The organism is Flavobacterium adiutor, assembly GCF_048282555.1.
In the GTDB taxonomy this organism is placed as follows: domain Bacteria; phylum Bacteroidota; class Bacteroidia; order Flavobacteriales; family Flavobacteriaceae; genus Flavobacterium.
In genome coordinates, this window is record NZ_CP182487.1 from 3,235,762 (window position 1) to 3,250,213 (window position 14,452).

The following is a 14,452-nucleotide window of genomic DNA, read 5'->3' on the forward strand; positions in this document are numbered from 1 at the left end:
AATATGATGATTTACATCCATACATTAACACATCGCCTGAGAGCAATTATGAAAATGATGATGATGTAACTGGTTTATAAACATTTTTTATTCTTTGATTCGGATGCAAATATACAGGTTAATTTCATAAAAAAACAATTTTTATTTTAACTTAACAGCAGTTTATTGTTAAAAAAAGGATTTGAAGATACTTTTAACAGATTTGACAGGAATGATGTTATACTATTCTTCATTAAATTCCAGAATCACTTCAGTTCCTTCATTAATTTTACTGTTTATCTGAAACTTAATGCCGAGTAGTTCTGTAAAACGTTTTACAATAGACAATCCTAGTCCTGTTCCTTTCACTTCGGGATGTAAGTCAGAATTTGATCTGAAAAATGGATTAAAAACAGCTTCTAAATCTTTTTGTTCAATCCCAATTCCGTTATCTGAAATTTTACAAATTATTTTGCTGCTTTCTTTAAACAAAGAAATCGATATCTCATCTTCTTGATTCGTGTATTTGACAGCATTTGATATGATATTTCTTAAAATAGTTGCAATAAGATAATTATCTGAGTTTATGTAATAATCTTCCTGAGCATCAACTTTTATATTGAGCTTTCTACTGCTTATTTTTGTTGAGTTCAGCGTAATGACATCCAGAATGACTGCATTGAGATAAACAGACTCATTTAAAATATTTTGCCTCTGATTCTCGAATCTTGCCAGCATCAGAAGCTGATCCACGAGGATATTTAAATGATCGACTTCGTTAATACAATAATTTATTTTTTCTTCGTATTCCTTATTGTTACGAGGTTTTCTAACTAAAACTTCAAGAGTTCCCTTAATGACCGTTAAAGGAGTTCTCAATTCATGCGAAGCATCTGAAGTAAACTGTTTTTCACGTTCCACCGCATCTTCAATCCTACTTAATAGACTATTGATGGTTTCAGAAAGCGTATATAATTCATCACGTTTTTTAGGAAGTGGGATCCGGGCTTTTAGATTATCTTTTGTGACCATCCCAGAAATATCTGTAATTGCATTGATGGGCCTGATACTTCTTCCGGCAAAAAAGCGTGCAATCAAAAATAACAGCACTAAAATTACAGGAAAGGTAATCAGCAAAGTCTCAAAAAGGTTATTTAAAACTTTGGCCGAATCTGTAAGCGGCATCGCAATAATCAGATAACCAATTTTGTTTGATTTTATTTCAAGAGGAACCTGAATCTGTCTTACAGGACTTTTTAATAAGGTCGTATCAAATGTTTTATAAAATCTTAAATCCTCATGAAATACAAGATTTTCATTTTTTAAGTTTGGTGATTTTTCGATTACTTTTTTATTTACATCCAAAAACTGGACAAAAACCGGATTTACATCTACTGAGTTATGTTCGCGTTCCTCCCACTCTTCTTCATCTATCAGGATAAACCTGTCATCTTCTATTTTGATCTCTTTTAAATGATTCTCAATTTCGATCCGTAAATTTTCATCAAGATGTTTATAAACCGTGAATTTTACTGTCAAATAAATCGCAGAAAAAACTACCAAAATTAATAAACCGGTTATGAGAATATAATTTAAGGCTATTCTGTTTCTAAAGGAAAGTTGTATCATGTTAGTCGTTTGCAATATATCCTACACCACGGATTGTTTTTATATAGTCTTCTTCAATTTTTAAATTCAGTTTTTTTCTGATAGCATTCATAAAAACATCTATAACTCCGGTATCATATTCGAAATTAATATCCCATACATCTTTTAAAATCTGATTCCTGGTGCATACCTTTCCTTTATTTTTGATCAAATAAACCAACAATTCGAATTCTCTTTGCGTAAGGGCAATTTCATCATCATTTTTTAAAACGATATACTTTGATAAATCAATTTTAATACTTCCTAAAGTCAATGTTTCGAAATCTTTTTGGTCTCTGAAATGGACTTTTATACGTTCTACTAATTCTTCAAAACTAAAAGGTTTTTTGATGTAATCATTTGCTCCGGCTCTCAGTCCTTCTACAGTTTCTTTGACCGTATCTTTAGCCGTTAGAAAAATAATAGGTGTGGTTTGATTTTTAATCCTGATAGCTTTACAAAGATCTATCCCGCTGATTTTTGGCAGCATCCAGTCTAGCAAAATCAAATCGAATTGCCGGCTTTGTGTTAGTTCAAAACCTGTTAAGCCATCACTTGCAGTAGTTATCTCATACCCCTCTTCTTCCAGTCCCTGTTTCAAAAACTGAACAATACCTACCTCATCTTCAACTATTAAAATATGCATCTTATTTAATTTATTAAGATTTTATTTATATATTTATAATCATTTTTTATCAAAGATAAAAAATTTTGTATGGCATAAATGCTTAAAAATGTGATCACAAAAAAACACAGCTATCTTAAGTGAATTTTAAGACTGTGTTAAGAAAGGAATAGTTTTTATTAATCTGTAATTAATCAATCGAAATTAATTTTACAAAAAAAACACATGACATTTTACAAGAAGCTTTCACCATTTTACAATCTTGCATCATTTTATTTCACTATCAGTTTTGTGTTGCGCATTGTACTGATTTTACATCCTGTAACTCAAAGTTCTTTTAGCTTTTTTGAAATCATTAAAATCTTCAGTGTGGGCTTGTTAAATGATTTGTTTGTTTTTATAATTTTAAGTGCTTTTTTATGGCTCTATTTAATTTTTATTTCTGATTCCAAATACAGCAAACCTTCAGGTTATATAATTCTGGGCTTTCTAACTCTCCTACTCTTATATATTGCTTCAGGAAAAAGCATTTTTGATGAATATGGAGGTGCTTTGCCTGAAATTGTTACCGTTTTTATAGGAATAAAAACTGCTTTATTTGCAGTCTTTTTATTTATTCCGAAAGTGAAAGAGAGAGCCAGATTCTGGCTATTTGCCTTTGTTATTTTTCTATATGTTCTATTGATTCTGCAAAATGGAATAAGTGAATATTTCTTTTGGAATGAATTTGGAGTTAAATATAACTTTATAGCCGTAAATTATTTAATTTATACAAATGAAGTTATAGGAAACATTATGGAGTCTTATCCTGTTGTTCCAATATTTTCGGGGTTGTTTTTGATAACCGCTATTGTTACTTATTTTATTCTGAAAAAGTCAAGAATTTATATTGATGAGATTCCGTCATTGAGCCAGAAAATAAAAATTTCGGTACTTTATACCGTTTTGTTCTTAGTTTCATTATTTGCAATTCCAACTCTGGCTAAAACAGAAAATTCGAGAAATGTTTTTGTTAATGAATTACAGTCTAACGGGTTATATAAATTTTACTTAGCATTTAAAAACAATGATCTGGATTATTTCAAGTTTTACAAAACAATGCCAAATAAAAATGCTTTTGCAATTTTAAAACAGCAGTTTCCAGCTATTTCAGGAGAAACTACTAACCGAAAAATAGAAAATGATTCTGCAGAAACGCATAAAAACGTAGTTCTCATTACTATTGAAAGTTACAGTGCCGAATTCATGAAAATGTATGGTAACGAAAATAATATAACTCCGTTTTTAGATAGTTTAGCGCAAAAAAGCCTTCAGTTTACCAATTTATATGCTGCAGGAAACCGAACCGTTCGCGGTCTGGAAGCTGTAACTTTATGCTTACCGCCTTCTGCCGGTGAAAGCATAGTAAAACGTGAAGACAATAAAAACAAATTCTCAACCGGAAACATTTTTAAACAAAAAGGATATAATGTAAAATTCATGTACGGAGGTGATGCTTTTTTTGACAATATGAGGGATTTTTATTCTGGTAACGGATATGAAATCGTTGACAAATCAAACTTTACAGATGAGGAAATTACGTTTTCGAATGTTTGGGGAGTGTGTGATGAAGACATGTACAATAAAGCCATAAAAATTATGAATGCTGAAGCAAAAGAAGGAAAACCATTCTTTAATCATATTATGACTGTCAGCAATCACAGACCCTTTACATATCCTAATAATAAAATTGATATTAGCGGAGATGCTAAATCACGGGACGGAGGCGTAAAATATACGGATTATGCATTAAAGAAATTCTTTGCAATGGCAGGTAAACAGTCCTGGTTTAAAAATACTGTTTTTGTAATTGTCGCCGATCATTGTGCTTCAAGCGCCGGAAAAACAGAGCTGCCATTAGATAAATACCGAATTCCGGCTTTTATTTACAGTCCGTTTGTCAAAGCTGAAAAATACAATAAGCTTATGTCTCAAATCGATTTAATGCCAACACTTTTCGGACTGCTGCATTTTGATTACGAAAGCAAGTTTTGCGGACAGGATGTTTTTAAACCAGATTACAAACCAAGAGCTTTTATCGCAACATATCAGGATTTAGGAATGATAAAGGATAATGTGCTGACTATTTTGTCACCAAAACAGCAGGTAAAACAATATCAATTATCTTTAATTCCAAAAGAAGGCATTTTACCAGAATATCAGATTCATTATGAAGAAAAAGCTTTGAAAACTGAAAGAACCGATTTAGTAAATGAAACTATTTCGTTTTATCAGACAGCTGCAGATTTATTGAAAAGAAAAGCATATCAAAAATGATAAGACTTTTGGTATTATGAAACCTGAAGCCCTAGCCGTGATGGTAGCGGCATCCTTTGCTGCCGGGGTTCGGCAGCAAAGATATAGCGTACAGCACGAGAATGCTCCTTAAAAACATTCTGGTTAACATTCTAAATTACGTTATTCTAAAACGTTAGATTTATGTATATTTGATGTAAAGCCAATTTACAAATCTATAGAATGAAAGACTTTTTAAAAAAATACAGCAACAAAACCAAAGCTGCTTTTATTTTACTGATTGTAATGCTGATTATACTGCTTAGCAACTTTAATACGCTGCAAAATTCTAAAAATGTCAACCAAAACATTAATACAATTTATAATGACAGGCTGGTTGTAGCTTACTATATTTTTCAGTATGCGAATGAACTTAACTATATAAAATCGGAAGCACAAAAAGTGGATCTTAATGATGTCTCCAAAAATGACAAAATTAAAAATGCGCTGAAAATAATACACACGATTGATGATTTGTATTTTAAAACAGTGTTGACACCAAAGGAAAAAATACATTTTGATAGTTTTCTGGCTTCATGTGCTGCGATTAATAAAGATGTACAGAATAAAAACTGGAAACATATTGTCCCATTATGCGACAAAGCTTTGAAAACGCTAACTTTGCTTTCCGAAATTCAGGTAAAAGAAGGAAAAGAAAAACTAGAAAGCGCAAATGCTATGTATAGCGGAAATAATAGTCTTGGACAACTTGAGATAGGTTTGCTAATCGTTCTGGGTGGCATTACTTTCTATCTGCTTATTATAAAAAAGCACAAAAAAAACATTAAAATTCCGGGATCGCCGAGCCTCAATTAACTACTTCTATTTTACACCTTCATTGTATAAGACTTAAACTTTAAACCGACTTATTCAATATCTTAAGATATTCTGTTTTACAATTCAAACATTATTTAACTACTCTAAATACATCCCATCTCAAAATGGTAATGGAATGATGTGCTTGTATCTTTCTAAACTTAAACCTCAAAAGAATTTTGCTCAAGATTAAAAAAAAATCAAAACATTGAACTAATTCAACTTTTTTTACATAATATTTTATTATTCGTAATTAAATTTATTTTTTTTTAAATATAATTTAATTTTACATTGAAATTTTATTTAAGTTTACAAAACAAACAACAACTAGAAATCAATGATTTAACGTATCTGGAAAATTCCAGTTTTATAACCTCATTTTAACCAAACCAAATTATTTATGAAAACAAATTTTAAGTTACTGATCATGTGTTGTATCATTCTTTTCGCTTCTTGTGACACGAATGATACTCCTGTAAAAGAAAACGAATCAACAACAACTTCTCAGGAAACTGTAACACAAAACAAATCACTTACAGCAAAAAACAGTACAGTTACAAACGAAAGTGCATTACGATCTGCTGTATCTTCAGCCGCTGCAGGAGATGTTATCACAATTAGCGGAACAATAAACCTTACACAAACATTAGAATTAGCCAAAAGCGGTACTTCAAGTTCAAAAATCAGTATTACAGGTGGTACCCTGAATTGTTCCGGACTACCTTCTGGCAGCTGGGGTGTAAAAGTAAATGGCAGCTATTGGAACATCACTAACATGACAATTAAAAATGCTCCCGACTGTGGTCTGGTTTTTCAAAGTGGCGGATATAATTATGTTTATAATGTATCTACACTATCAAACGGTGACTCAGGTTTGCAAATTTACAATGGCGGGCATGATAACTACGTTCTTTCCTGTAAATCAAACGATAATTATGATGCTGCAAATGGAGGAGAAAATGCAGATGGCTATGCCTGCAAATTATCTGCCGGAAAAAACAACGTCTTTGAAAAATGCACTGCAAACCACAATTCTGATGATGGATGGGATTTATACGGTCAGCCCTATACTGTTACCATAAAAAACTGTACAGCCAGTAACAATGGTTTCGGAAGTAATGGAGACGGAAACGGTTTTAAATTAGGAAGCGCCGGACAAAATGTAGCACATACTGTAACCAATAATACGGCAACAAATAATTTAGCATGGGGTTATGACGGTAACGGAAATACCGGACATATTACAATTACTGGCAGTGGAGGATCAGGAAACAAAAAAGGATTGTTTACAAGATTGTATTAATATATCTGTAAGTACTAAAAAACAAGAGGCTGTCCGAAAAGGGCAGCCTTTTTTATGCAGTAAAATACAGAATTCTTAATCGTTTTGATTCTGCATTCCGAAAAGTTGTCCTTTATGGAATAGCTTTAAATCTTCTTTTAACGCTTTACTGTTACGTTTTGTAAGTTCCTTTGAATCTAAGTCACTTAAGTCCGGTTTTCCTGCATTTACCCAAGCTGTATACCAAAAACTTGCTGTTGCTGTAATGGCCTTTTTCATCTGGTTTTCTACCATTCCGTTTAATTCTGCATGCAGTTTGGCAGCATATTCGTCTGAGAATTTAGCCGAATTGTATTTGCTCTTCACAATTTTCCCTTCAGAATCCACAACAAAAACCTGATTTTCGGGAGTTGAAGTCCTTAGTTTTTTGTCGACTGCCAAAAGCGGCTGAACCAGACTGTGTGTATCTTTAATCATATCCCAGGTTGCTTTGTGAACATCGTCGTAATACTGCGCTTCAGGAACATTTAATTTGTAATTTTTCACGAAAAGTTCAGGCAATCTGCTTTCCCAAAGCGAGTGGATTCCTTTTTGATCGCTTAATTGTCCGTCATGATTGGCAGAAGTATGCAATGGCATGTGGGCATCACCAATGTAATGTCCTAAATCGGCAGCCAAAAATAAGATTTCGGCTCTGTTTTTTTCTTTAAATGCTTTTGTCAATTTGGTCATCATGTCTTCGATATACCAAGGTAGAATTCCGTTGTCATTCAGAAATTTTGCATCGTATTTTTTAGTTGCTTCTTCTAAAGTTTTAGGCAAACTGTCAACAGAAATATTGAAGTTTTCCAAATCAATATAATGTCTTGGGTTTTCATCTTTATACTTTAAAGCATATTTACGAATATCTGGAACAGAAGCTTCTTGTGTAATAAAATCAATATGATTATAAAAAAAGACTTGAAGTTGTTGAGGCAGCGCCATTACTGCCGCTTTATTGATTCGCTCGTGGCCAACGATTCCCCATGATAAGGTCAAAAATCCAATTATAACTGCAAAAATAGCAATTAGTCTTGGTTTTATTTTAAAGTTTTTCATTTGAAGTTTATTTGAACTGCAAATTTATTTCATTTAAAGATAATTCAAAAGAATACTAATTAATATTGTGTTAATTTAATTTTTATGATTTTTTAAACCATATAAGTAATATAAGTTCATTTAAAAGTTTCTTTGTAAATTCGTGTGACATTTACTTAAAATTAAATATATGCGCCAAATTTATTGCGGGATTCTTTGCCTGATTTTTACTTCTTTCTGTGTTGCACAAGATGATATTGTGCAGTTGAAAAACGTTAGTGACACCATTTTAAATTCCAAACGAGTATTGACTATACCAGATCCTCTAAATGGAGTTAAAACAATGCAGCAATTATTTCCCGGAAAGCTATACAAAAAGTCTTCCTACAACACTTTTATAAGCTGGAAATGCAATACTTGTAAACCTACAACCTATACGGATGTTAATGGTGTTGAAGAAGACCCGTTATTTCCTTACAAAGAAGGAGTTGCAACACGACTTGATACCACAATTAATTATACAGATTCAAAAGGAAATCAATTCAAAATGTTGGTTTTTAATCATTCTGTTTATGATGCCGATGGATCACAGACAGGGCGTTTTAGCGGAGGCCTTTTAGGATTAGCCAAATTTGCAAAAAATGGAAATGCCTGGGAAATGAAGTCGTATCAACCTGCAATTGCTGCGTTTGGTGCTTTCTCTCACATACCTGCTTTAAAACTGGTTGAAATTGGAGAAGATCAATATGCATTTTCGCTCATACATTCCAATGGTGGCGCTGGCGGACCTTACAATGCCTATTTGTACCTTATTGTGGGTTTTAATGGGAAATACCAAACATTGATGGAAGTTGGAGATTACAGGCTTTCTAATAATGCCGAAGGCAGTACCGAATGGTCTAGCACATATAAGGTTGTGAATAATGGCAAGAAAAAGTTTTTCAGGGATTTTGCCATTACAACTACAGGATTCTATAAAAAGACCAAAGGCACTGAAGATGACTTTGAAGTAGAAATGCCTAAGGAGCTTAGTGAAATGGTGAAAACAAAAAAACAATTCAATTTTACAATTGAAAAACGCCTTTCGTTTGATGGCAAATGGTACACTATTGTTGGAAAACCTATTGTGAAATATTATAATATTAAGTAATACTACATTGAACTCTAACTTTAAAAGTTTAATTTAGAGCCTGTTTAAAAATGTAAAAAAAAGTCTTTATGAGTTAAAGAAACCGATTGGAATTATTCTTTTTGTGCTACCAAACTACAAATAAGATGTATCCAACCGATTTAACAGAAACTCAGTGGCAATTTATAAAAAAAACATTAGAATTAGGTGATAGAAAACGTAAACACAGCTTGCGTTTCATCTGGAATGCGATCAACTACCTTATTAAGAGTGGTTGTCAGTGGCGAATGCTACCTAGTAATTTTCCAAAATGGCAGCTTGTTTATTATTACTATTCAAAATGGGCAGATTTAGATTATTTTGATTTATTACTTTCTAAGTTAAGAGAAGGAGTCCGTAGTAAAAAAGGACAAAATGCAGAACCCAGTTTAGGAATAATGGATAGCCAAAGCGTTCGTTGGGGAAATAATCGTTCTTTAAAAAGTTTTGATGGGAATAAAAAAATAAAAGGTATAAAACGACACGTTGTCGTTGATAAAAATGGCTTTTTATTAGCCATTATGGTAACGGTAGCGAGTATTCATGATAGCAAAGCAGTATTTTTATTGATCAGAACCCTAAAGGATTTACTTTGTTCTGTAAAAGTTATCCTTGCCGATGGAGGCTATAGAGGTGAAATTATAGAACAAATTAAAAACAATTTTGGCTATATAATTCAAGTAGTTATGAGGTCGGATGATAAAAAATCAGGCTTCAAGCCTATACACAAAAGATGGGTGGTAGAGAGAACATTTGCATGGTTTGACAACGATAGAAGATTATGCAGAAATTATGAACTATTAATTGATTCTGCTGAAAACCTGGTCAAATTAGCCGCTATTAAACATTTATTGAATAAAATTTAAACAGGCTCTTAAACACATAGAATCATAGATTTTGTAAACGAAAGAAGGTATTTCACTTACTTTAAAACGCATAGCTCTGTGACTTTTAAATTAGTGAAACGCCTTTTTAAGCTATGAAAAACTATGATTCTATGTGTTAAACAATTAAGTAAGTAAATGAATAAAAATCATTTAAGATATAAAATCGACATCAAACCTAAACCTGCAATAAATATCCAAAGAAACACGCCTTGTAATAAAGGTTTTACCCCTACTGATTTTAAAATATTACTATTTAATGTCGCCCCAATTAAAAACAAAGTAATGGTTAAACCGATTTTGGCAATTCCTACGATACTTGGAGTAAAAAAGGCGATTTGCGGCACATATGAATTAAGCAGCATTGCCAAAACAAACAATCCGATAAAATACGGAATCTTAATTTCTGAGTTTTTATTTTTAAAAATAATCGCTGTTAGAATCGAAATCGGAATGATCCATAAGGCTCTGGCCAGTTTTACGGCTGTAGCAATCTGCAAAGCTTCAGCACCGTATTTATTCGCTGCACCTACGACAGAACTGGTGTCATGAATGGCAATAGCACACCATAATCCAAAATCCTTTTGGGATAAATCGAGTTGATGACCAATAAAAGGAAACACAAATAAAGCAACTGAATTTAAAATAAAAATCACACCCAATGCAATAGAAGTCTGATTTTCATTTGATTTGATTGTTGGCGAAATGGCTGCAATGGCACTTCCTCCGCAAATTGCTGTTCCGCACGAAATTAAATGAGAAGTTTTTTTCTCTGTTTTGAGCCATTTCCCTAAAAATGTCCCGAAAATCAATGTGCTGAAAATAGACAAAACTGTCAGTAAAAAACCTTCTTTACCAGCTAAAATTGCTGATGAAGCATTCATTCCGAAACCTAAACCTACTACAGAAAACTGCAATAAAAAAGTGATGGCTTTATGATTGAATTCTAAAAACGGGTTTCCAAAAACATTAACAATCACAACACCTAATAGTAAAGCAATAGGCGGTGAAATGAGGGAAAACAGACACAGAACGATTACTGCTCCAAAAATAAGCTGCTGAAGAAAAAGATTAACTTCTACTAAATGGGACGCTGTATGTTGTTGTGTTTTCAAAATAGGATACTTGATATTTACCCTGCAAAGTTCTGCCCTTTATTTTGAAAACACCAATCGTAAAATGCAATCGGCTATAACTTCAGGTTATAGTAAGACAAAATATTTTGAATAAACAGTTCCGATAAGGCATCTGATTTTCCGAGCAATGTAATAATATAAAAATACCTTTCGATCGTTAAATTTTCTACATCCAAAACTATCAGTTCGTTATTTTTAAGCTCCTTTCCTACTGCGTGTATTGACATGAAAGCAAAACAATCTGAATTCAGCAGATACGATTTGATGCTTTCAGTATTTCCCAACTGCATTTCGATTTGCAAGTCGGTTAATTTTACACCAACTTGTTTCAATGCGTATTCTATAACCTCAAGTGTTCCGGAACCACGTTCGCGGGTGATGAATTTCATGGATTTTAGATCTTTCAGTGAAATTTCGTTTTGTTTTACCAAAGGATTTTGGGTATTGCAGACCAAAACCAGTTCGTCTTTTATAAACGGAACATATTTAATCGACTGATTTTTAGACTGTCCTTCTACAATTCCGATTTCGATTTCTTTGTTGATTAAGGCGTTTTCTATTTGCTCGGTATTTCCGTTCAGCAAATTGACTTTAATGTCCTGCTGTTTTTGATGAAATCGTGCCAAAACCGGTGAAATAATATATTGTGAAATGGTGGTGCTTGACCCTAACCGCAATAATCCTTGACGCAGATTGATAAAAGAACTCATATCAAAGTCGATTTCGCGGTAGATTTCGAAGATGTTTTTGGTGTGTTTCAGCAGAACTTTTCCGGCCGGTGTTAAGGCAATTTTAGAACCATTACGCTCAAAAAGCTTTGTTTTATAGGTTTCTTCGAGTTCCTGAATATGCTTGGAAACAGCTGGCTGGGTAATATACAATTCTGTTGCCGCTTTAGTAAAATTAAGACGGAGTGCAACAGTGTAGAAAACTTTTAGTCGGAAGTCCATTGTATTATTATTGAAAGTGAAACACGAATTTCATAAATTATCACAAGTCTTAATTTTTAAACCGTGAATTTTTCACTCTTTAAATTAATTGATTATTCAATCCAATCTAAATAACTCGCTATTGACATTTTTATTTGAAAAAAATTATCAGAAGTTACATAATGTCCTTGATTAGTGAGAGCTTTTATTTCATTTAGATAAACCTCATTAGGAGCAGGAGCATTCAATGATTTTAGATAAAATTCATAATGCAATTTAGTTTCAAAATCTTTTTCTCCAAGATTTCTAAAACGATTTGTCAAATTAAAATAGATATCTCTAACCTTTATACTGTCAGAAGGTTTCATTTTCTTTATAACATTGATAGATGCGAAAATATCGTTTTTTAAACTTTCTTTTTGAGTCATTTTATTATTATTTATGAAAAAAATATAATAAATATTTATCAAAAACAAATATACTATAACAAAAAACTATTTACAAATATACATCATTAATAAAGCTACAACATCCCATTATACTTCCTAACAAACCATTCTGTAGTCAATAAAGCAGCAATTAAAATCAACAGCCAAACCCAATCAATTAAAGGAGTTTTGGTCGAAATGTTTTTCTCAATTGATTTGTATTCATTATTTTCTAAAAGCGTCTGAATCAAATCATCACTCTGGTTTTCGAAAAAGGCTTTTCCATTGGTCTGCAACGCCAGTTGCTCAAGTTTTTGAACATCCGGATTTACAAATTGCTTTTCGATATCAAAATCCAGAATCTCAAAGTGACTTGAATACGAAGTATTTGAATTTAATTCTTTTACTGTAAAATTATATTTTCCGGCAGCCAGACCGTCTAGGTTTGCCGAGAAAGAGTTATTTCCTTTAAGCAAATCGTAATTTTTGGTTTGTTTAGTTTCGGCATTTGTAACCGTGATGGTTAATCTTGCTTTTTCGTCAAACTCATAGTTTTTATTGAAATATTGTGCATTGATCACAATCGCTTCTCCCGAATTATAAAAACTTTCGTGCGTTACCACCAATGATTTTTTTGAAGCCGATGTTGCCAAATACTGAATGATCTTGTCTGTAAAAACATCATACTTTTCAAACGACTGATTGTCAATATGACTTTGCAAACGCCATTTCCAGCTGTTTTCACCTAACAGAAAGGCCGTTCTTTTACCCTGATTTTCGGCGAAAGCCAATAATGGTGCATTTGTCGAAACATTTCTAATTTTAGAAGAAAGCAAAACCGATACATTTCCGCTCGTTGTAATGCTTCCGAATAGGTTCTGCAATGGCGGGAAATTTTCAAAACCAATGTTTTCAATCGCAAACAAATTGAACTGCGACTGAAATTCAGTTAAAAAATCTTCCCTTTGACCACTCATTTTAAAAACCAGATTATGCTGTTTTTGGTTAAGGAAATTAAAGTCGGTATTGTTTCCGGTAATGATAAAACTATTTGTCCCGGCCAGTTTATTATTATCAAAAATAGGTTTGAAGGCTCCATTTGGCTGATATAAAACCAAAACCGAGACATCGTTTAATTTATCAAGTTCATTTGGTTTTGCCAGAATCACTTTGCGCTGTGCATTGTTTTCAATTGAACGTTTCAAAGCCCCTATATCAGGATGATTTATAGTAGAAACTATTGCAATAGTAGATTTTTGATCTATTATTTCAACTGCAAAGTTTTTGACATTATTGTAACTGTTTTTCTCTTTTACGTTAGAAGAAATATTTGCCCTGAAAATCTGCAGTCCAACTTTATCAGCAGGAAGTAACACATTTATAGAAGCTGTTTTTTTAGAAGGAGAGAAAGAAATTTTCTCTCTGGCTACAACTGAATTTCCCTGTGAAATTGTAAAATCGGCGTTTACAGCTTTAGTTCCTGCATATTGCAGGAAAACTTCAACCGGGAATTTATTTTTATGAAAAGCGTATTTATTTACGTTTAACTGATTGATTTTTAAATCAAAAAAAGTGGTTGTATCTCCCACAACCAAAGGATAAACTTTATTAACAGGATCAAAACGATATACATAATCATTTCCTGTAGTCTGATTTCCATCGGTAATGATAACCGTTGGAAAAATCAGGTTTTTATTGATGCTTTTTAAATTCTTTGCAACCTCATCCAGTTGGGTCTGTTTTCCTTTAAAATCAAACTTGTCCGAAGGCTTAAAATCAGCATCAAACTGATAAGACTGGATTTCAAATTTGTCCTGAAGAGCCGGATTCGAAATCAGTTTTTGATATAATTGCGTAACTTTTTTATCCGATTTTAAAGCCGTTATAGAACTCGAATTATCTACCGCAATGGCCAAAGGCGTTTTGGTAACCTGAAGCGAATTTTTCTTCATCACAGGATTAATCAGTAATACCAGTAATCCGAAAATTGCTAAAAAACGCAAAAAAGCCAAAAACACATTCACATTCGAATGGTTTTTGGCTTTATAAAAATATTGAAAATAAGACAATCCACCAGCTATTACTAAAGAAAGTAATAATAATAGAATCGTGTTTGTAGTCATATATTATTTTGTTTATAGTTGTTA

The 14,452-nt window shown here is 32.5% G+C and carries 12 protein-coding genes; 5 read left to right on the top strand and 7 right to left on the bottom strand.

Annotated elements, in window-relative coordinates; genetic code table 11:
- Window positions 1-222: 222 nt before the first annotated feature.
- Both ACNC7R_RS13610 and ACNC7R_RS13615 read right to left on the bottom strand, forming a co-directional pair.
- Complete coding sequence (locus ACNC7R_RS13610) at window positions 223-1,608, bottom strand: sensor histidine kinase (RefSeq protein WP_417941618.1); 1,386 nt, start codon at window positions 1,606-1,608, stop codon at window positions 223-225.
- A 1-nt stretch (window position 1,609) separates the two neighbouring features.
- Window positions 1,610-2,272, bottom strand: a complete 663-nt coding sequence (locus ACNC7R_RS13615) for a response regulator transcription factor (RefSeq protein ID WP_417941619.1) — start codon at window positions 2,270-2,272, stop codon at window positions 1,610-1,612.
- Window positions 2,273-2,476: 204 nt separating this feature from the next.
- Between ACNC7R_RS13615 and ACNC7R_RS13620 the strand changes: the two genes are divergently transcribed.
- From ACNC7R_RS13620 to ACNC7R_RS13630, 3 genes are all read left to right on the top strand, one after another.
- Entirely contained in the window at window positions 2,477-4,567 is a 2,091-nt protein-coding gene (locus ACNC7R_RS13620; protein ID WP_417941620.1) for an LTA synthase family protein, read from the top strand.
- 201 nt (window positions 4,568-4,768) lie between these two features.
- The gene (locus ACNC7R_RS13625) at window positions 4,769-5,401 is read left to right on the top strand and encodes an MCP four helix bundle domain-containing protein (protein ID WP_417941621.1); all 633 of its coding nucleotides are present in this window, start codon (window positions 4,769-4,771) and stop codon (window positions 5,399-5,401) included.
- Window positions 5,402-5,801: 400 nt separating this feature from the next.
- Window positions 5,802-6,704 carry a right-handed parallel beta-helix repeat-containing protein gene (locus ACNC7R_RS13630; protein WP_417941622.1) on the top strand — a complete coding sequence of 301 codons (903 nt, stop codon included), beginning with the start codon at window positions 5,802-5,804 and terminating at the stop codon, window positions 6,702-6,704.
- A 75-nt stretch (window positions 6,705-6,779) separates the two neighbouring features.
- On the opposite strand, the gene ACNC7R_RS13635 is transcribed toward ACNC7R_RS13630, so the two are convergent.
- A complete protein-coding gene (locus ACNC7R_RS13635) occupies window positions 6,780-7,781 on the bottom strand; it encodes a zinc dependent phospholipase C family protein (RefSeq protein ID WP_417941623.1) in 1,002 nt (333 codons plus the stop codon).
- 169 nt (window positions 7,782-7,950) lie between these two features.
- Here ACNC7R_RS13635 and ACNC7R_RS13640 point away from each other — a divergent pair, with 169 nt between their 5' ends.
- Together ACNC7R_RS13640 and ACNC7R_RS13645 are read left to right on the top strand one after the other, a co-directional pair.
- The gene (locus ACNC7R_RS13640; protein ID WP_417941624.1) at window positions 7,951-8,910 is read left to right on the top strand and encodes a hypothetical protein; all 960 of its coding nucleotides are present in this window, start codon (window positions 7,951-7,953) and stop codon (window positions 8,908-8,910) included.
- A 125-nt stretch (window positions 8,911-9,035) separates the two neighbouring features.
- Window positions 9,036-9,794, top strand: a complete 759-nt coding sequence (locus ACNC7R_RS13645; RefSeq protein ID WP_417941084.1) for an IS5 family transposase — start codon at window positions 9,036-9,038, stop codon at window positions 9,792-9,794.
- A gap of 167 nt (window positions 9,795-9,961) precedes the next feature.
- Here the strand turns inward: ACNC7R_RS13645 and ACNC7R_RS13650 are convergent, their stop codons facing one another.
- From ACNC7R_RS13650 to ACNC7R_RS13665, 4 genes are all read right to left on the bottom strand, one after another.
- Window positions 9,962-10,927, bottom strand: a complete 966-nt coding sequence (locus ACNC7R_RS13650; RefSeq protein ID WP_417941625.1) for a YeiH family protein — start codon at window positions 10,925-10,927, stop codon at window positions 9,962-9,964.
- A 74-nt stretch (window positions 10,928-11,001) separates the two neighbouring features.
- A complete protein-coding gene (locus tag ACNC7R_RS13655) occupies window positions 11,002-11,898 on the bottom strand; it encodes a LysR family transcriptional regulator (RefSeq protein ID WP_417941626.1) in 897 nt (298 codons plus the stop codon).
- 92 nt (window positions 11,899-11,990) lie between these two features.
- On the bottom strand, window positions 11,991-12,305 hold the full coding sequence (locus ACNC7R_RS13660) for a hypothetical protein (RefSeq protein WP_417941627.1): 315 nt from the start codon (window positions 12,303-12,305) through the stop codon (window positions 11,991-11,993).
- A gap of 95 nt (window positions 12,306-12,400) precedes the next feature.
- Window positions 12,401-14,428 (bottom strand): hypothetical protein, encoded by a 2,028-nt coding sequence (locus tag ACNC7R_RS13665; protein WP_417941628.1) that lies wholly within the window; start codon window positions 14,426-14,428, stop codon window positions 12,401-12,403.
- Window positions 14,429-14,452 lie beyond the last annotated feature (24 nt).